At 47.0% G+C, this 19,250-nt stretch carries 15 protein-coding genes and 1 other annotated feature; all 15 genes read right to left on the bottom strand.

What is annotated here, in order from left to right:
- Positions 1–663: 663 nt before the first annotated feature.
- On the bottom strand, positions 664–2,058 hold the full coding sequence (murC, locus tag BK120_RS32770; protein ID WP_076271666.1) for a UDP-N-acetylmuramate--L-alanine ligase: 1,395 nt from the start codon (positions 2,056–2,058) through the stop codon (positions 664–666).
- Between the two features lie 7 nt (positions 2,059–2,065).
- Positions 2,066–3,451 carry a bifunctional folylpolyglutamate synthase/dihydrofolate synthase gene (locus BK120_RS32765; protein WP_076271665.1) on the bottom strand — a complete coding sequence of 462 codons (1,386 nt, stop codon included), beginning with the start codon at positions 3,449–3,451 and terminating at the stop codon, positions 2,066–2,068.
- A gap of 29 nt (positions 3,452–3,480) precedes the next feature.
- On the bottom strand, positions 3,481–6,123 hold the full coding sequence (locus tag BK120_RS32760) for a valine--tRNA ligase (RefSeq protein ID WP_076271664.1): 2,643 nt from the start codon (positions 6,121–6,123) through the stop codon (positions 3,481–3,483).
- 56 nt (positions 6,124–6,179) lie between these two features.
- Positions 6,180–6,420, bottom strand: a binding site (T-box leader).
- Positions 6,421–6,539: 119 nt separating this feature from the next.
- Positions 6,540–7,820: a LysM peptidoglycan-binding domain-containing protein gene (locus tag BK120_RS32755; protein WP_076271663.1), complete on the bottom strand. Its 1,281-nt coding sequence runs from the start codon at positions 7,818–7,820 to the stop codon at positions 6,540–6,542.
- An 89-nt stretch (positions 7,821–7,909) separates the two neighbouring features.
- Positions 7,910–8,911 (bottom strand): RluA family pseudouridine synthase, encoded by a 1,002-nt coding sequence (locus BK120_RS32750; RefSeq protein ID WP_076271662.1) that lies wholly within the window; start codon positions 8,909–8,911, stop codon positions 7,910–7,912.
- Between the two features lie 86 nt (positions 8,912–8,997).
- Complete coding sequence (gene hemL / locus BK120_RS32745; RefSeq protein WP_076271661.1) at positions 8,998–10,299, bottom strand: glutamate-1-semialdehyde 2,1-aminomutase; 1,302 nt, start codon at positions 10,297–10,299, stop codon at positions 8,998–9,000.
- Between the two features lie 4 nt (positions 10,300–10,303).
- On the bottom strand, positions 10,304–11,302 hold the full coding sequence (gene hemB, locus BK120_RS32740) for a porphobilinogen synthase (protein ID WP_076271668.1): 999 nt from the start codon (positions 11,300–11,302) through the stop codon (positions 10,304–10,306).
- A 3-nt stretch (positions 11,303–11,305) separates the two neighbouring features.
- Positions 11,306–12,874, bottom strand: a complete 1,569-nt coding sequence (gene cobA, locus BK120_RS32735; RefSeq protein ID WP_256711094.1) for a uroporphyrinogen-III C-methyltransferase — start codon at positions 12,872–12,874, stop codon at positions 11,306–11,308.
- Positions 12,875–12,879: 5 nt separating this feature from the next.
- Positions 12,880–13,851, bottom strand: a complete 972-nt coding sequence (gene hemC, locus BK120_RS32730; protein ID WP_076271659.1) for a hydroxymethylbilane synthase — start codon at positions 13,849–13,851, stop codon at positions 12,880–12,882.
- Complete coding sequence (locus BK120_RS32725) at positions 13,851–14,495, bottom strand: precorrin-2 dehydrogenase/sirohydrochlorin ferrochelatase family protein (RefSeq protein WP_076271658.1); 645 nt, start codon at positions 14,493–14,495, stop codon at positions 13,851–13,853. The genes hemC and BK120_RS32725 overlap by 1 nt, the downstream gene beginning before the upstream one ends.
- Positions 14,496–14,526: 31 nt before the next feature.
- Positions 14,527–15,339: a cytochrome C assembly family protein gene (locus tag BK120_RS32720; protein ID WP_076271657.1), complete on the bottom strand. Its 813-nt coding sequence runs from the start codon at positions 15,337–15,339 to the stop codon at positions 14,527–14,529.
- 22 nt (positions 15,340–15,361) lie between these two features.
- Positions 15,362–16,744 carry a glutamyl-tRNA reductase gene (gene hemA / locus BK120_RS32715; protein ID WP_076271656.1) on the bottom strand — a complete coding sequence of 461 codons (1,383 nt, stop codon included), beginning with the start codon at positions 16,742–16,744 and terminating at the stop codon, positions 15,362–15,364.
- Between the two features lie 199 nt (positions 16,745–16,943).
- Positions 16,944–17,342 (bottom strand): adenosylmethionine decarboxylase, encoded by a 399-nt coding sequence (speD, locus tag BK120_RS32710; RefSeq protein WP_054027216.1) that lies wholly within the window; start codon positions 17,340–17,342, stop codon positions 16,944–16,946.
- Positions 17,343–17,623: 281 nt separating this feature from the next.
- A complete protein-coding gene (locus tag BK120_RS32705; RefSeq protein ID WP_076271655.1) occupies positions 17,624–18,307 on the bottom strand; it encodes a YjgB family protein in 684 nt (227 codons plus the stop codon).
- Between the two features lie 170 nt (positions 18,308–18,477).
- Complete coding sequence (locus BK120_RS32700; protein WP_076271654.1) at positions 18,478–19,068, bottom strand: non-ribosomal peptide synthetase module; 591 nt, start codon at positions 19,066–19,068, stop codon at positions 18,478–18,480.
- Between the last annotated feature and the right edge of the window lie 182 nt (positions 19,069–19,250).

The following is a 19,250-nucleotide window of genomic DNA, read 5'->3' as shown; positions in this document are numbered from 1 at the left end:
GATTAAATGATTTTCGAACCCACCCAAACCCTCCCTTCCAAGGGAGGGCCCCAAGGGTTGCACCCTCTGGACACCCGCAACTCAACTAACGTATAACCACATCCGGCGTCCAACAGTTCATGCAGCGTTGGAGCGCTTTGTCCCTCCGGGACCCGCTGGAAGCTTCTACAAACCTTGCTGCATCCTCTTAGACTCGCAATTGGACCTATCCCGCCGGGACACGCTCGGCGCTTCTTAAAACCTTGATGCGTAATCAGAGACCCGTAAACGGATTATTAAGGTTCCGTGAATTTTGATTGTAGATTTATGAGGTTTAGTGCACTCCGTCCCGCTGGGAGGCGGTGGAGGCTTCTTAAAGCAAAGGCTATTGGGGTTGTTGGATTATGAGGATATTGAGCTAGTGCTAGTTTAAGTGGGTTGATGAGATCAGTGAATGAATGAATAAGTGAGTGAGTGGGGTAGAGAGTTAGAAAGTTAGAGGTGAATTATGTAGTGAGTACAAGCAAATGAATTGGGGGATAGGGAATTGGACTAATGAGATTCATCTCTATCGGTTTTTGAAGTTAATTTTATGTGGGCTTATTTACAGCCTTTTTTACGAAAAGTCCCATGCTTATACAAAATGCCCGGTGATTCCGATATGGAATCCCGGGCATTAGCTGCTTATTGGTTTGATTTTAACGATTTCGCTAACGAATCCGCTACCTTCCAAATGTCGCCTGCTCCCATGGTGATAACAAGATCGCCTGGTGCGACCCGCTCAGTCAAGTATGCAATCACTTCTTCTTTGGTTGGAATATACTCGGAGTTCGCGTTGCTGTTGCTTTTGATCAGCTCCACCAGCTTACGGGATGTTACTCCTTCGATTTGCAGTTCGCCTGCCGGCGAGTAGATGTCGGTAATGATTACCTCATCGGCCTCTGGGAATGCACGGCTGAATTGCTCGAATAAGAAAAACGTCCTCGTATAACGCTGTGGTTGAAACACGGCAATAATACGTTTACCTGTTGCTTTAGCAGCGCTGATTGTCGCTCTGATCTCCGTTGGATGATGCGCATAGTCATCAATGACCAAAATATCATTAACTTCCCCAAGCACCTGGAAGCGGCGTTTCGCGCCTCTAAATGATTGAATCGCAACAGCAATTTTGTCAAAGGACAAGCCTGCTTCGAGACAAGTAATAACAGTAGCCATTGCATTGTACACATTATGAAGGCCTGGAACAGACAGCTCCACATCTCCAAGCAATGCCCCTTTATGCGTCATTGTAAAGGTTACCTTCCGGTCTCCAAGTACAACATTTTGAGCTTTATAGTCTGCATCGCCGTCAATGCCATAAGTCACTAGCTGCGATGAATTCATATTGCCTTGATATACTTGCGGTATCAATTCGTTAACCGTCTCGTCATCCGCGCATACAATCGCCTTGCCGTCCGCTTTCACCTGCTGCAAAAACTGCACATAAGCAGCCTTCAGCTTGCCGAAATCGCCATCATAATTTTCAAGATGATCCGGCTCAATATTCGTCACGATAGCAAGCGTAGGGTGATAATGAAGGAATGAACCATCACTCTCGTCCGCTTCCGCTACGACGTATTCACCTTTGCCCGCTTTTGCGTTTGTACCTACATTAACGATTTCGCCACCGATAATATAGGTTGGATCCGCACCGCAAGATTCCATAACAAGCGCGATCATTGAAGAGGTCGTCGTCTTGCCATGTGCGCCGGCTACTGCGATTCCTTTGCCTGCGTTCATCAATCTAGCCAGCATTTGCGATCGATGCAAAACTGGGATGTTAAGCTCTTCAGCTGCTTTCCGTTCAACATTATCTTTGGAAAGTGCCGTAGAGTATACGACCAAGTCCGCTCCATTCACATGCTCGGGCTGATGACCGATATAAATGCTGGCACCATTTGCTGCAAGCTTCTCTGTTAATTCTTGACGTGCGACATCGGACCCGGTCACCTTATAGCCCATTTCCAGCATAACGCGGGCAATGGCACTCATTCCGTAACCGCCGATTCCGATGAAATGAACGTGTTCTGCCGTATTCAAAGACGGTTCACCAACCTTTTTCAGAATCCGAGTCATACAAAATGCGGGAGCGAACGTCAGCAATTAAATATAGCGTGCCTGTCACGACTCCAAGGTCTGTTTCCCCGGTTAACTGTTGTAGTTTTTGTAATGCTGCTTGCCAGTTTGATTCCACCACAAGCTCGAAAGCGTACTGATCTGGCTGTTGCTGACGCATTTCACGTACCAAATCAGCCAAAGCAGAGGCATCTTTTTTCATTCGATAGTCAGGCTCGGTCACAATAAGCGTATCCACTATTGGTAGTATATGCTTAAGAACATCCTGATGATTCTTATTCTCCAGCATACCCATCATAAGATGTAACCGATCATATTTGTAAGTATTTTTTAAAGCGTCCACGAGTGACTCTGCACCTTCTGGATTATGTGCGCCATCGACCAAAATACGAGGCTGATCAGAAACCATCTCAAGTCGTCCCGGCCACGCGGCCTTTTGAAGTCCTTCCGCCAGTACATCATCTTCGATGACCAGTGCATTATATTGGCGAAGTATCTCAAGCGTCATGACAGCAACCGCTGCATTCGTCCGTTGGTGGGCACCATTTAGCGTGATTGTCAAAGGCTCGATGCTGCGGAATAAATTGTCGAAGCGGAAAGTTTGCTCATTCTCGCGAACCGAGATTGCCGTTTCATGGAACTGTTCGCCTAACAAATATAGCGTGCTTTTTTTGCCTTCAGCTGCTTGCTTAATAACCTCAATTGCCTCAGGCTGAGTAACCGCACTAATGACCGGTATTCCTGCTTTAATAATGCCAGCTTTTTCGCTCGCAACTGCAGCAATCGTATCACCGAGTTTATCCATATGGTCATGGCCAATATTCGTAATGACGGAAACAACCGGTTGAACGATATTCGTCACATCAAGCCTGCCGCCAAGTCCTGTCTCCCACACGACATAATCGGGATAAGTGACCTTCGCATAAAAAAGAATAGCCAGCGCTGTTGATACTTCAAACATCGTAGGCGAGCCTAGTTCTGTCTGAGCAAGCTCATCAACATGAGGTTTTAGTTCATTGGCAAGTCTAAGCAGCGTCTCTTCTTCGATATCGATGCCGTTATATTGAAAACGATTCGTAAACTTCGTTATATATGGCGATGTAAATGTGCCTACATCATATCCGCCGCGCAGCAAAACGCTCGTCAAATATGCACAAGTAGACCCTTTCCCATTCGTCCCGGCAATGTGGATAAACTTTAATCTGCGATGCGGATTATCCAGCCGTTCCATCAATTGCTCGATCCGATCAAGGCCTGGACGAATACCGAATGGAATTAGCCCAGTAATCCAATCTACCGCTTCCCGGTAGGATTGCAGCGGCCCTGCAGGCCGCTGCTCTATTTGTTGATCTGTCATACTAATCGTCCTTCTTCCGTTTTGCAGCGTTATCCGCGCAATTCCGCAATTCTAGCTAGTACCTTGTCGCGTTTGTCTGCATAATCGTTCATTTTGGCGCGTTCTTCATCGATAACCTTAGCTGGCGCTTTTGCCACAAAGCCTTCATTGCTGAGCTTCTTCTCAATCCGCTCTACCTCGGTATTCAAATGCTGATGTTCCTTCTCTAAACGAGCGATTTCCTGAGCGATATCGATTAAGCCGGCAAGCGGCAAATAAATCTCAGCACCAGTTAAAATCGCAGTCATTGCTTTGTCCGGCGCACTAATGTGCAGGCCAGTCTCCAAACTTGACGTACCGCAGAAACGTTTAATAAATTCTTCGTTGCGGGACATAATAGCAGCTTCAGCCTCGCTAGCAGGCTTAATAAGCATTTCAATCTTTTTGCTCATCGGAACATTTACTTCTGCTCGGATATTGCGAACTGAACGGATCATCTCCATCAGGAGCTCCATCTCTTTCACAGCGTCCGGCGCTTCAAGCGCAGTATCATAAACCGGCCATTCTGCCAAAGTGATCGTATCGCCAACATGAGGCAGATGCTGCCAAATTTCTTCGCTGATATATGGCATGAACGGGTGAATAAGACGCTGCGTACGGTCTAGCACATAAGCAAGTACCGATTGCGTAGCTTTTTTAGCTGCTTCATCCGTGCTGTAAAGGCTAAGCTTAGCGAATTCAATGTACCAGTCGCAAAGATCGTCCCAAATGAAATTATACAATAGACGTCCAGTTTCACCGAACTCATAGCTGTCAATTAATCGAGTTACATCACGAACCGTTTCATTCAGACGATGCAAAATCCAACGATCCGCTGTTCCGAGATTAACAGTGATATCAATATCAGCTGCTTCAACCCCTTCAAGATTCATCAGCGCGAAGCGTGATGCATTCCAAATCTTGTTCGCAAAGTTGCGCGATTGCTCAACCTTCTCCCAGCGGAAACGCAAATCCTGACCTGGCGTGCTGCTTGTCGAGATCATATAACGCATAGCATCTGCGCCATATTTCTCGATAACCTCAAGCGGATCGACACCATTGCCCTTCGACTTGGACATCTTTTGTCCTTCGGAGTCACGAACAAGTCCGTGCATCAGCACATCCTTGAACGGAGACTGCTCTGTAAACTCAAGAGCTGTGAAGATCATTCGGGATACCCAGAAGTAAATGATGTCATAACCCGTTACGAGTACATCCGTTGGGTAATAACGTTTCAGGTCATTCGTTTCATCCGGCCAGCCTAGTGTAGAGAACGGCCATAATGCAGAGCTGAACCACGTATCAAGCACGTCATTATCTTGGGTAAGGTGATCGCCCTCCATATTCTCACGAGAGACATGTGTTTCACCTGTCGTCTCATCATACCAAGCCGGTATGCGGTGACCCCACCATAGCTGCCTAGAAATACACCAATCGCGTACGTTCTCGATCCAGTGCAAATATATTTTCTCGAATCTCTCAGGTACGAAGTTGACACCTTTGCCAGCCTTTTGAGCTGCGATTGCAGCCTCAGCTAGAGGTTTCATTGCAACGAACCATTGTGTAGACAAATAGGGCTCAACAACGGCGCCGCTGCGCTCACTGTGACCAACTTGATGCACATGATCTTCGATTTCCACGCATACCCCTTGCTCCTGCAAATCCTTAACGAGCTGCTTGCGGCAATCCGCACGGTCGAGACCTTGATAAGGACCAGCTTCAGCGTTCATTGTACCTGTCTCATCCATCACAATGATCTGCGGCAGACTGTGGCGCTCGCCAACTTCAAAGTCATTTGGATCATGTGCAGGCGTAATTTTTACGGCACCTGAACCAAATTCCTTATCGACGTACTCATCTGCAATAATCGGAATTTCGCGCCCAACGACTGGAAGCACGATCATTTGCCCAATCAAGTGCTTGTAACGATCATCCTCTGGATGAACCGCTACAGCTGTATCGCCGAGCATCGTCTCTGGACGTGTCGTTGCAACCGTGATAAAGCCTGAACCATCCTTAAGCGGATATTTCAAGTGATACAAATGACCATTGATTTCCTTGTGCTCTACCTCAATATCTGAAAGAGCTGTACGAGCAGCAGGGTCCCAGTTGATGATTTTTTTGCCGCGATAGATCAAGCCCTTATCATAGAGCTTAACAAAAACCTCGCGTACAGCCTTGGAGAGGCCTTCATCCAAAGTGAACCGCTCTCTCGAATAATCGAGGGAAAGTCCCATCTTCGACCATTGATCGCGAATCGTACTTGCGTACTCATCCTTCCACTCCCATACTTTCTCTAGGAATGCTTCACGACCTAGGTCGTAGCGCGAAATTCCTTGCTCACGCAGCTTCTGCTCAACTCTTGTTTGCGTCGCGATGCCCGCATGGTCAGTTCCTGGCACCCATAGCGTGTCAAAACCTTGCATACGCTTTGTTCTAATTAAAATATCTTGTAGGGTAAAATCTAACGCATGCCCGATATGCAGCATTCCGGTAACGTTAGGAGGCGGAATAACAATCGTATACGTCTGTGCATCCGGTCGTTTGCCTGCCTCGAAAAATTTTCCCTGCATCCAGTAATCGTACCATTTCTGCTCAGCTGCCTTAGGATCATAAGTTGTCGGCATTGCAGTTGTCGTTTGATTTTCTGACATTCGTCCATCCTCCATAAATCGATCTACAAAAACAAAAAAAACCTGCCGCCCTTATCATAAAGGACGAAAGGTTAAGCTTCCGTGGTACCACCTTTGTTCCACGCGAAATGTATCCGCATGGCACTCAAACAGATAACGGCTGCGGCCGGCCTGACTTCGGTAGAGCACAGGTTGCTCCTACTTGGCTCAGGCAACTCCGGGGCGACTCGTAGCAGTCACTTCCTGCAGAACCTCTCAGCGTAACGGTTCCACTCTCTGAAGGCTTTGCTGCCTACTATTCCCCATCAATGTCGTTATAACACATATATACTTTTATCATACCTTTGTTGCTCACTTGAGTCAACCTCGGCAGAAGCAAGAAATGCCCCTATCGCTCAAATTAATGAGCAATAAGGGCATTTTCGTTACAGAAGCCTCTATGGAATGTATAACAGCTGTCCTTCCGACACGCTTGAGTCGTCCAATCGGTTATACATTACAATTTCCCTCGGATTCATGCTATAGCGTGTAGCGATGACATCAAGCGTCTCGTCCCGCTGCACAATACACATCCGAATTTTCTTAAATTCCTTATCTTCCGAGCGTTTGCCCAGAAATAAGTTTTTCCACTCAATCTCATCGCCGGAAGCCTGTACTCTAGCTTCCTCATCTGCCCGCTGCTGAGCGACTACCTGTTCTGCCGCCTGACGTGCTGCTTGTTCACGCCGGCTCGTCTGAAGCAGCGTGAGAATGCCGACATCTCCTGCCAAACCAGAACCCTCTTGCGGCTGCTTGTTTGTAATTGCGATACGCGGCTCCTGCTTTTCCTGCTCTGGAATAAGACTCTGCTGCGGGATAGCCTCTGCTACTGGAGCTATTGGAGCATCGATTTGTACTGGCTCTTCACGTTCCTCCGCCAGTACTTGCTCGCTTGCTGCTTCAACTGGTGGAATCACTGCGGAATCATTTGCAAACGGCGAGGATGTTGCTAACCAGCCCTCGTTGCTTGTTTGCTGAGAAGATAGCGAAATTTCTCTCTCATCTTCTTGGCGCTCCACATCCTCTTCCTGCGGAGCAGGAGATGCGAATAACTGCGAAGATGACCAGCCTCCGCCTGAAGATGAGGAAGAGATGGTTACGGTTGCTTCCTCAGGCTCATCCGATGCATCGGCTGTTTGCTCGTTTGAAATCTCCTCTTGCGCAGCAAACTCAAGTTCTTCCGCTATGTACGATTGTTCAATAGCGGCATTTTGAACATTAAAAGCTTCCAAGGCTCGTTCATCATAAACTTCCCGTTGATGAATGACAGTAAAAGGTTCTTCTCGCCAAATGTCCTCCGGCTCCTGAATAGGCTGAGCAGAAATACCGCGCAAAGAAAGAACACCCGTAATGTTTAATGTGCGAGCAGACAAAAGATCGACGTCAAAATTGTCAATTTCAATCGAAATATCATCCAGCCGTGATATGCGGTTCATTGGCAGCGTTATTTCGACCGGTATCCAGTGCTCCAGCGTCAGGGAGTTTTCGGAATCAGTTTGACTCCTATATACCCCGCTAAGCAGAAGCTGCCCTCTAAGCACGGCATGGTCCCCTTGATCGATAACTTGAATACGAGGAACAAGCTCAATTTCCTCCAACTCGTCAATTGCCGCAACATCATCGGGCAAGTGGACGCGCTCATACACATCAAAACGTAATCCGTTCGTTTGATCCGACACGCCTAAATCCTCCCCTCTCATACTGAATGCTTGGTCTAACGTTACATTCACTACTTATCTATATGGTAGGTTGGGCAGGAGCATGACTATCATTTTGAACGGAACTCCATCTCTTCTGAAAGCTGCTTTAGCCATTGCGGCCAAGGCGAGGCTGCTTCTATTAGCGAGTCGGTCAGAGGATGAGGAAAAACAAGCTTTTCCCCATGCAGCGCTTGATGCTTCAACTGTGCTGTGCTTCCTCCATACAAACCGTCCCCAAGCAGCGGATGTCCAATATGACTTAAATGAACCCGAATTTGATGCGTACGTCCCGTCTCAAGCTTTACACGAATTAATGACGATCGAGAACTTGCTGCCACAACCTCGTAATGGCTAATTGCTAGATCGCCGTTTTCTGAAACTCTGCGCCTTGCCGGGTGATGTCGATCCTTCCCTATTGGCATATTGATCGTACCCGAAGGCTTTGACATCCGGCCTTGAACGACAGCCATATATTGTCTGTCTATCGCTTTCGCTCTCATCGCCTCATCAAGCTTCCACTGGGCCAAATCATTTTTGGCATATAAAACGGGACCAGACGTATCATCATCCAGCCTGTGGATATGACGTATATTCAGCGGATCGCCTTGGCTCAAAAGATACCATGCCGCCGCCTCATCCAGCGTTCCGCATTGACCGGGAGATGATCCATGCACTGCCATGCCAGCAGGCTTGTCAAATACGATGCAGAAATCATCTTCATATAACACATCTGGCATATTTAGTTTAGTATCCCTGCGCAGGTGACGATATGAAGCATCACTGCGTGGATCTACTGGCGGGAAAGCAAGCAGCTGCAGCTGCTCCCCGTTCCACTGAATGCCTCCAATTGAAAACAACCGATTAATCCACTTCTGCGGAAAAAAGGAACGGGCCAGCAGCCACTGACGCACAAGGTGCGGATGACTGCCAGCCCGCGGCTGCGCAAGCTCCGGCAAACCTGCCGGATCCTTTTCCGATTCAGGATTAATGGTATCAGAGGACGCAGCGCCAAGAGCAAGCCAGTCTAGCTCCAGCCATTGTCCATTCCTCTTCATCCGACCATCAATCATATAACGTTCCTCCCAATCGTAAACGAAGCAAAAAACGACTTCGCTTCCTTACGAGCCTCTTACCTTCATTTCAAAATACAGCGATATTACAAGCGGCTAAACGCAATATCATGCGCTTCGATTGTCGCATCTATGTCCTCATTCGTATGAACCCCGGAAACAAACATGCCTTCAAATTGTGAAGGTGCAATGCTTACACCCAGATCAAGCATTGCCGCAAAATAAGCCTTAAACCGCTCTAGATCGGATGTTTTTGCCGTTTCGAAATTGATGACAAACGTATCCGTGAAGAACGGACAAACCATCGATCCAACACGGTTAATCGTATTTGCAATGCCATGTTTGCGCGCATTCGCTTCAAAACCAAGCTGCAGCCTAACCGCTTGACGCTCCATATGCTCATACACTTCAGGGGTTAGCAGATTCAATGTTGCATAACCTGCCGCCATCGCAAGCGGATTGCCTGATAAGGTTCCCGCTTGATAGATAGGTCCGCTCGGTGCAATCATCTCCATAAGCTCCCGTTTGCCGCCGTATGCGCCGACTGGCAATCCGCCGCCAATAACTTTGCCGAAGCAAGTAAGGTCTGGCGTAATTCCATAAAGTCCCTGTGCGCAGTTATAACCAACACGGAAGCCCGTCATTACCTCGTCAAAAATAAGAACCGTACCGTATTGCGTTGTAATGTCGCGCAACCCTTGCAGGAAACCAGGCAATGGCGGAACAACGCCCATGTTGCCAGCTACCGGTTCAACGATGACACAAGCAATTTCCTCACCGAATTTTTCGAAAGCAAGCTTTACCGATTCAATATCGTTGTATGGTACCGTAATCGTATGCGAAGCTACATGCTCTGGCACACCCGGGCTGTCAGGCAAGCCAAGCGTCGCAACGCCTGAGCCTGCTTTAATCAGCAAGCTATCCGCATGACCATGATATGAGCCTTCGAATTTCAAAATCCTGCTTCGTTTCGTATAACCGCGAGCAAGCCGAATGGCACTCATCGTCGCTTCCGTACCGGAGTTAACCATGCGAACGATATCAACTGAAGGTACTCGCTCGCAAACAAGCTCAGCCATCAATGTTTCAAGCTCTGTTGGGGCGCCGAAGCTTGTCCCCTTCTCTGCCGTACGTTTAATTGCTTCGATAACTTCAGGATGGGCATGACCCATAATGAGAGGGCCCCATGATGCTACATAATCGATATAGCTGTTGCCATCGATATCATAAATGCGGCTGCCTTCTCCCCGCTCCATATAGACAGGGTTCAAGCCCACTGATTTGAATGCTCTAACCGGGCTGTTTACACCGCCTGGCATTACTTTTTTCGCTCTTTCGAAAGCTTCTACTGAGCGCGCATCATTTCTAAGGTTCGACTGTTCACTCATCTGCTTACCCCTCTCCCTTCAACCAACGTGCCGCATCCTTTGCGTGGTACGTAATAATGAGATCAGCACCAGCACGCTTCATGCCTAGCAAGGTTTCAAGAACGATTGATTGCTCATCAATCCAGCCATTAGCTGCAGCGGCTTTCACCATCGAGTATTCGGCACTTACGTTATAAGCGACAACCGGTAAATTATATTTATCCTTAAGCAGTCTCAAAATATCCAAGTAAGCTAGAGCAGGCTTGACCATTAGCATATCGGCGCCCTCAGCAATATCCGACTCTGCTTCACGAAGCGCCTCGCGTACGTTGGCTGGATCCATCTGGTATGTTTTGCGGTCGCCGAATTGTGGAGCCGAATGTGCGGCATCACGGAAAGGGCCATAGTAAGCCGAAGAAAATTTAACAGAGTAAGACATAATCGGAACATCACTAAAGCCAGCATCATCTAGTCCTTCACGAATAGCAAGCACAAAGCCGTCCATCATATTGGAAGGTGCGATAATGTCTGCTCCTGCTTCCGCTTGCGATACAGCCGTTTGTACGAGCAGATCAAGCGAGGAGTCATTATCCACTTCCGCTATGCCTGTTTCCTCATGCAAATGTACGATGCCGCAATGACCGTGATCGGTAAATTGGCATAAACAAGTATCAGCGACAACAACAAGCTCCGGCGCCCATTTCTTCACTGCTTTTATCGCTTGTTGAACGATACCGTTCGCATCATAAGCCGAAGATCCCAAAGCATCTTTATATTCTGGAAGGCCGAACAGCAGCACTGATTGAATGCCGCAAGCAACCACTTCACGAATCTCTTGCTCCAAAAGATCCATCGACAGGTGGTATACACCCGGCATTGATGGAATTTCTTCTTTTATATTTACACCATGCGTAACGAAGATCGGATATATAAAATCATTTACACTCAGCACGGTTTCTCTTACCATGCTCCGAAGAGCAGACGTTTTGCGTAATCTGCGATTTCTTACTGTTGGGAAACTCATCACTTAGTATTCCTCCTCGACTAGCTTAGCAAGTTGTTTTTGCTGATAATCAACGATTGCTTTAAGCATACTATCCAGCGTTGAATCTTCTGGCTCAATAGCAACCTTCAAGCCTGCTTCTACTGCAGTCTTCGTTGTAAGCGGGCCAATACTCGCAATCGGAATGTCCGCTAATAGTTGTACTGGATCTGAAATGCCCTTGCGTCTCAATACCTCAAGCAAATTGGTCACCGTTGATGAACTAGTGAATGTAATCATGTGAATTTCTTTCTCGCGAATCCATTCGAGGGCAAGTTCGTCCTGCTCATCGACAATAACCGTTTCATAAACATCGATTTCCGTTGGCACAAGTCCTATTGCCTTCAGTTCACGGGGCAATACCTCGCGTGCAAGATCTCCTCGAGGCAGCAGCACTCGCTCTCCAGCCTTCAGTTGCGGCGCCAGCTTGTCCAGCAAGCCTTCCGCATGGAACTTTACAGGCAGCTCATCAACTACTAAGCCGCGCTTTGCAAGCGCCTCAGCTGTCTTAGGACCAACTGCTGCAATTCTCGCACCAAAAAATCTCCTAATATCGATATTAAATTTACGCAGCCATTCAAAAAAGTACTCCACGCCGTTTACGCTCGTAAACATCAGCCACTCATATTGTTCTGCCTGCCCCAACTGTGCCTTCAAGTTAGCTAAAACAACGGAGTCCGTTGGTTCAATCGTTTCAATAACTGGAAACTCGCAAGGCTCCCCGCCAAGCGTTTCAATCTGTTCAGCTAGCTCGCTTGCCTGTGCTCTAGCTCGTGTAACGAGTATACGCAAGCCAAATAGTGGCTTGTTCTCATACCATTTCAGCTTCTCTCTCTGCATTACAACGTCGCCTACCACAATGACGGCAGGTGGCTGAAAATTCGCTGATTTGACAATCCCCTCGATGGTTTCCAGCGTGCCAACAATGGTACGCTGTTCAACTCTCGTTCCCCAGCGAATAAGCGCAACTGGCGTTTGCGGCGGCTTGCCGTGCTTCATGAGCTGATCAGAAATATATCCTATTTTGGCGACACCCATTAGAAAAATAAGGGTTCCCGTAGCATTCGTAACTTTATCCCAATGAATGGAGCGGTCAAGCTTATCCGGACTCTCATGACCCGTAATAATGGACAAGGATGATGCCATATCACGATGTGTGACTGGAATGCCCGCGTAAGCGGGAACTGCGATTGCCGAGGTAATGCCTGGCACGATTTCGAACTCGATTCCGTTATCATAAAGAAGCTCGGCTTCTTCTCCAACTCGTCCAAAAATCGTAGGATCTCCGCCTTTCAGACGTGTAACGATCTTGCCTTGCAGCGCCAAATCGACAAGAAGCTGGTTGATTTCCTCCTGCTTCATCGTATGACGGTCCGGCAGCTTGCCGACGTAGATTCTCTCCGCACCCGGCTTCACGTACCGGAGCAATCTCGGGCTTGCCAAGCGATCGTAAACGACAACCTCACATTCCTCCAAGCATTGCAGTCCGCGCACAGTAATCAGCTTCGGATCTCCCGGTCCGGCGCCAACTAAGTATACCTTCCCCTTGTCCAAGCCCGTCATCCCCCAATTTCAGCTAAAATACGGTCTGCGCCGCGTGCAATGAGCGCATCCGCAACATCACGGCCAAGCTGTTCAGGATCAATTCCCTTCATCACTTCTTTCAGCAGCGTTGCTCCGTCCGGCGATCCGACCATGCCCGTTAGGATAAGCTCATGTTGCCCGCTTTGGCCCGGGAGCTCATCACCTAATGTGCAATATGCGCCTATCGGCACCTGACATCCACCATTCAGTGAACCAAGGAAGCTTCGCTCTGCTCGTACCGTAACCTCGGTTTCATCATCGTTAAGAAGAGAAAGCAGCTCTCGAACTTGTTCATCATTCTCGCGGCATTCAATGCCAAGTGCGCCTTGTCCTACAGCAGGCAAGCATACATCAACAGGAATGTTCGCAGATATGCGATCTTCCCATCCCATGCGCTTCAGTCCAGCTGCAGCAAGTACAACCGCATCGAAACCTTCGGTTTCTAATTTGCGAATACGGGAATCTATATTGCCCCTTATGGACTCAAGCTGAAGATCAGGTCTCGCGTTTTTAAGCTGGCAGGATCTGCGCAGGCTGCTCGTTCCCACTCTCGCGCCTAGAGGCAATTCAGACAATCCGCCGCCTTCACGAGTGATAAGGCAATCTCTAGGATCGACGCGTCTTGGAATTGCTCCATTTATTAACCCTTCCGGAAGCTCATAAGGCATGTCCTTCATGCTGTGAACGGCCAAATCAATTACACCATCTGCAAGTGCTTGTTCAATTTCCTTAACGAACAGCCCTTTTCCACCTACTTTAGACAGCGTAACATCAAGTATGCGATCACCTTTTGTTACTATTTTTTTCACTTCAAACTTATAATCAAACCCATGCTTCTCACTTATGCGTGTCAGTTCATCGATCACTTGTCCCGTTTGTGTAAGCGCAAGTGCGCTTTGCCTTGTTCCTACCACGATAATTCGTTGTCCTTGGTTAGTTGTTGCCATTATGTAAGCCCCCTGTCCATCCGATGAAGCAGGCTTTGCAGCCATTCATCCATATCAATATTGATCCGCTTTAGCGTCGCTGCCTCTTCGGCCGCAAGCTTCAGCACGGATTGTCTCTCCTGTTCATCAAGCAAGCTGTTTAACACTTTCTCCCGAAAGCGTCGCAATACTATCGTTATTTCTTCGTATTCCGGGCCATAAAGCGCTGCAAGCTCTTTCTTTATTTGCTGAGACAACGCCGGGCTTGCGCCTGAAGCAGTAACCGCCAGCAGCAAATCTCCACGCCTGACAATCGAAGGTGAAATAAACGAGCCTTTGTCCGCATCATCCACCGCATTTACTAAAATGCCAAGCTGATCGGCCGCAGCCGCAATCTCCGCATTTAAACGTTTATCGTTTGTTGCCGCAAACACTAACGATGCTCCCGCAAGATCGCCATCATTGTACTCTCGCTGGAACCAGCGGATTTTCCCTTCGGAAGCCAAACTCACGATTTGAGGAGTTAATGACGGGCTGATGACCCATATTTTATCCGCTCCAGCAGCCAGCAGCCCTTGCAGCTTTCGCTGTGCCACGCTTCCGCCGCCGATAATAACGCAGCGTCTGCCTATAAGCTGCATGAAAATTGGATATAAACCATTCATTGCCGTCCTTGCCTCCAGCAGTCAATTCTCGTTAATGAAAGGAGGAGAAATAATTAGTAAACAAATTCAGAAGCAGCAAACCAAACGAAATAATATAAAAGCGGGCCAATTGCAATCCGGGACGTTTGAGCATCGCTCTCTGGTACACATAAATAATGTACATAACCAAGGTTCCAAAGGAAGACAGTACCTTCCAGTCAATCAACAACGCAAACCGTCTTTCGACAAGTATGGACGTCACCGCAATCGCAAGCGACATTGCAAACAATGGAACGCCAACAATGACTGCTCGATCTCCATAACGCTCAATCATATCGAGGCTTGGCAATCTGCGCACAAAGTTTGACCAGCGCTTTCGTTTTAGCTGATTATGCAAAAACAAATACATGCCGGCGAACAAAGCGCCTATGGTTAATGCAGCATACGCAAGCAAAACAAGACTGATATGAATGTATAATAGCTCTCTTGTTGTTTCCCAAACTTTAAGCGACTCGCCATTTCCGGGGTCACTATACAGGTTAAGCGCCAACACCGCAAAACCAACAACATTTACAAAAAACACAATGAAATCAATTTTAATAAATCGACTGATCACTAGCGAAATGGTAACTAAAAGCCAAGAAAAGCCTAACCAGTATTCAAAGGTTGATACTTCCGTCATTTGCAAATGAGATACGATGCGAGTAACAAGGTAACCAGTCTGTAATACCCAAACAAAAATAAGCAGCCCTGTACCCATCCGTTTCGCTCTCCGACTTGCATTCATGAAGTCGGAGAAATAAAACAGCAGGCTCAGGGCGTAAATATAAAGTATCGCATCATATAAAAAGTTTTGCGTCTCCATAGCTCCTCCACCTAGCAGCCCTCTACCTTGTAATAGGTGCTAATACCGCCGCAGCTGCATGGGGTTGAACATTTTTCTTTTTTGCAGCAGCGACAGTATCTGTTGCCGCTTCAAGCTCCGCTTGACGCGCTTTAGCAAGATCTTCCTCGAGTGCAAACAGCTTAACGAACATATCCATCGCTTCGTCTGCCCGCTTCTCGCCAGCCATTTCTTTAATTCGTAAAATAGGATCCTGCATCATTTGGTTAACGATGCTTTTTGTAAGCTTACGGATTACTTTAAGCTCATGCTCGCCGAGATCAGGCAATTTATTCGTCAAGCTGTTCATCGTTTCCTCGTGAATGCCTGCTGCTTTGGATTGCAAAGTTCGAATAAGGGGAACAACGCCAAGCGTTTTGTACCACTGCTCGAACACTTCAATTTCTTCGGTAATCATCGCTTCAATTTTGGCAGCCTCTTGACGCCTATGCGCGAGATTGCTTTCCACGATGCCCTCTAAATCATCAATATCATACAAGAATACATTATCAACGGCAGCAATCGAAGGGTCCAAATCACGCGGTACCGCAATATCAATCATAAAGAGCGGCTTCGCTTTTCTACGCTGCATAGCTTCTGCAACCTGCTTGCGCGTTAACACGTATTCTTTCGAGCCAGTGGAGCTGATAATAATGTCTGCTTCATGAAGCTTATCTACCGCTTCTTCCATCGACCATGCGATTCCATTAAACTTGTCTGCCAGCTGTGTTGCCCGCTCATAGGTGCGATTTACAACAACGACGCGATCTGCGCCATTCGTGTACAGATGCTTGGCAGTCAGTTCGCCCGTTTCACCCGCACCAATGACCATAACCGTTTTTTTGTTGAATTGTCCAAAAATCCGTTTCCCAAGCTCAACGGCAGCATAGCTCACAGAAACAGCAGATTCACCAATCGACGTTTCGGAATGGGCACGCTTGGCCATCGTAACCGCCTGTTTAAACAGCATATTAAAAACTGTACCTGTCGTCTTCTGCTGCTGCGCGAGCTGAAAAGCTGTTTTTACTTGTCCCAAAATTTGGGTCTCGCCGATGACCATGGAATCAAGTCCGCTCGTTACACGGAATAAATGATCAATCGCCTTCTCGTCCTCATACATATATAAATGGTTGGTGAAGTTCTGCCTAGGCAGCTTAAACCACTTCTCCATAAAGCTTCGAATGTAATGCCCGCATAGATGGTGCCTATCTACAACTGCATAAAGCTCCGTCCGATTGCAGGTCGCTACTATGACACATTCCATTATGCTTTGTGTCTGAATGAGCTGTATTAATGCTTCCGGCAAATCCCGTTCTGCGAACGCAAATTGTTCTCTTACTTCTACGGGAGCCGTTCGGTAATTCAGTCCTACTGCGATAATGTGCATGCGCGGTCACCTGCCTCCTTCTCTTTAAGCGATCAAGCATTGATGTTATCGATAATTATAGCATAGTAAAACATTCAGATAATGTTCATTTATGAATAATATTTGAAAAGTACAGACTCATTATTCCCTTTTACTACAAAGAAATAACCATGGATACCATCCATGGTTATTTCGCTATGAGCAATAAGTTTTAAAGCTCTTAAACGAGCTCAGTTTGTTTCATTTTTGGCTCTTCTACTTGCAGTTCGCCCATACCGCGTACAAGCTTCTTCGCATACGTCGCTTTTGGCTTCAGTACAGCGAGCATGTAGTCGATCGCAAGCTGAGGATCTACAGTTTCGCCGCAAGTATAACAATCAAGCGCAGCAAAACCTCTCTCAGGATACGTATGAATCGAGAGGTGACTCTCCGACAGCAGCACGAGCACAGTTGCGCCTTGAGGATCGAATTGTTTGGCTTGAACCGACAATACAGTAGCACCACAAGCCTCTGCAGCCTCTACCATGTGTGATTGCAAAAATTCAGCGCTGTTCAGTAGATCAAAGTCTACACCCCAAGTATCAACAGCAACGTGTCTTCCGAAAGTTGAGTATTCCATCTTCCGGTTCCCCCTTCCTAGGAATAAAATGTTTGAAAAATTTCATCCGCTAGGACCTACGTCATTCACTTCTCGAGGGATTAATCTCTCGCAACATAACAATGTCCTGAGTGAATCCTGGTTCCTATTATTAACATCAACAATCTTTTCAACGAGAATAAAAATAACATCTATCCGGGATAATTGCAATACTTTTTTTCTAAAGGATGGAAATAACCTTTCATTGCCAGCCCCGTTTTCAATGTATGACGTTGAAGCTTATCTCGCAATGGGCTGTGCGATCATCCTGCCATATTATTTTTTGCGTCCTGCGGACTGTATACCGAGATGTGATCCACCTTGCCGGTTGCTTCAGCCAAAATAAATTTAAGCTGATATTGTTTATTGACCTCATAGGTATAAATGTCATCTGTACCGTTAACCGTTTTTTCATCAGCAGACCCAAGCGCGATCTCTATGTCTTTCAATGTAATGCCTTGAAGCTTTTTCGAATAAGATCTTACATCATAAACAAGCATGCCTTTGTTGTATCCAAATGTAATCCCTTTATCTTTGTAGGCAGCATACATCCCTTTCCCAGCGGATTCGTTGGTATCAGGCTTGCCCCATTTTTTCTCTATATCATCATATAATGCGATATGAGCTGCATAATCAGAGCCTGGAACTTTGCCTTCCTTCGCAAGCGCATAGACTGAGCTGATCGTTTCTCCGGCCTCAGAGCCGCTAGACGGCTCCTCAGCGCCATTGCCGCCTGGTTGCTCATTAGGCTGTTCAGAAGGCGGGACGCTTGGCCTCGTGTCCGGTGAGGCCGGTGTACTTGTCTCTGGCTGATTGCTCGGCATCGCTGTTGCCGGCGGCGGCACTTGATCTGCTCCTGTATCCTTATTGCTGCACGCTGTTAAAGATAATGCGATCGCAAATGATATTCCGATAGCAAATTGTTTAAATCGTTTGGTTTGATTCATTCCTATTCATCTCCTTGTTGTATAAAAAACTAAGATGCTATCCACTCGCCTTACCCTGATACTAACTGTTTAAACACGCAAAATGTTGCAAAATTCATAGATGCAATATTTTGAAAACAAAAAAAAGAGGCTGCGAAAGCAGCCTCTTTAATCAAGATTTCCTAAATGGTTTAAGCTTCAAGGATGAAGAGCTTGCGAGTCAGATCGGTTAAACGATCATCGATTTTGCTAATTTCTTCAGCATCCTTCGTTTGGTTGCGAAGATCTAGCAATTCATTGACTGCATTACTTAACAATCCGATTTCCCGCTCGATCAAACGACTTTGGAACACACGCTCCAGTTGGCCAAGTGTATCCTTGAATTCGAATACAATGCGCTCCCCTGTGCTCGAGCTTTCGACAATTTGGTGAACGGAACCATTCTTATAATGATAGATCATCGTATAATGACTGTAGATTCGGTTGACGATCGCGTTGCCGCGGAAAGCTGAAAGAGCTTTTCGCATAGCATTGGTCAGCCTCGGTTGCACAAGACGGCAAGATAATACGCACACGTAATAGTCTTGTTGACGTTCAAAGGTCAGTCGGACTTCTTCCCTCCCTGCTACATCTTCGAGAACGAGCTCCTGATTCCCATTGTCAAGCACCAACACCTGAAGGTGTATTTGTTGCTCTTCAAATGAACGGATAAACTCAGCCATCTCTTCATTCGTCAATTGCAGTTTGGCATTTACATACTCTGTGGCTAGCCGCTTAGCCATAAAAATCTCCTCAATTCTTTGAACTTGCACGCTTTGGTCTTTAACTTTGGTCTTGTTGCTTAAGTATATTATACGTGATCTTATCATTTTATTCCTGTCGTTCATCCCCGATATTCTCGCATATTCCACAAAATAACGGAAGAATTCACGAGGAAAGCCGACTATTTCACTAAATCCTCTGC

This window comes from Paenibacillus sp. FSL A5-0031 (assembly GCF_001956295.1).
Taxonomy (GTDB): Bacteria; Bacillota; Bacilli; order Paenibacillales; family Paenibacillaceae; genus Pristimantibacillus.
The sequence above is the reverse complement of the archived record's forward strand: the minus strand, read 5'-3'. Positions and strand labels throughout refer to the sequence as shown.

What these genes read in the sequence shown, in the direction of transcription:
- BK120_RS32765 (WP_076271665.1), bottom strand. Translation starts at nt 3,451, where the DNA reads ATGACAGATCAACAAATAGAGCAGCGGCCTGCAGGGCCGCTGCAATCC.
- BK120_RS32760 (WP_076271664.1), bottom strand. Translation starts at nt 6,123, where the DNA reads ATGTCAGAAAATCAAACGACAACTGCAATGCCGACAACTTATGATCCT.
- BK120_RS32750 (WP_076271662.1), bottom strand. Translation starts at nt 8,911, where the DNA reads ATGATTGATGGTCGGATGAAGAGGAATGGACAATGGCTGGAGCTAGAC.
- hemL (WP_076271661.1), bottom strand. Translation starts at nt 10,299, where the DNA reads ATGAGTGAACAGTCGAACCTTAGAAATGATGCGCGCTCAGTAGAAGCT.
- hemB (WP_076271668.1), bottom strand. Translation starts at nt 11,302, where the DNA reads ATGAGTTTCCCAACAGTAAGAAATCGCAGATTACGCAAAACGTCTGCT.
- hemC (WP_076271659.1), bottom strand. Translation starts at nt 13,851, where the DNA reads ATGGCAACAACTAACCAAGGACAACGAATTATCGTGGTAGGAACAAGG.
- BK120_RS32725 (WP_076271658.1), bottom strand. Translation starts at nt 14,495, where the DNA reads ATGAATGGTTTATATCCAATTTTCATGCAGCTTATAGGCAGACGCTGC.
- BK120_RS32720 (WP_076271657.1), bottom strand. Translation starts at nt 15,339, where the DNA reads ATGGAGACGCAAAACTTTTTATATGATGCGATACTTTATATTTACGCC.
- hemA (WP_076271656.1), bottom strand. Translation starts at nt 16,744, where the DNA reads ATGCACATTATCGCAGTAGGACTGAATTACCGAACGGCTCCCGTAGAA.
- speD (WP_054027216.1), bottom strand. Translation starts at nt 17,342, where the DNA reads ATGGAATACTCAACTTTCGGAAGACACGTTGCTGTTGATACTTGGGGT.
- BK120_RS32705 (WP_076271655.1), bottom strand. Translation starts at nt 18,307, where the DNA reads ATGAATCAAACCAAACGATTTAAACAATTTGCTATCGGAATATCATTT.
- BK120_RS32700 (WP_076271654.1), bottom strand. Translation starts at nt 19,068, where the DNA reads ATGGCTAAGCGGCTAGCCACAGAGTATGTAAATGCCAAACTGCAATTG.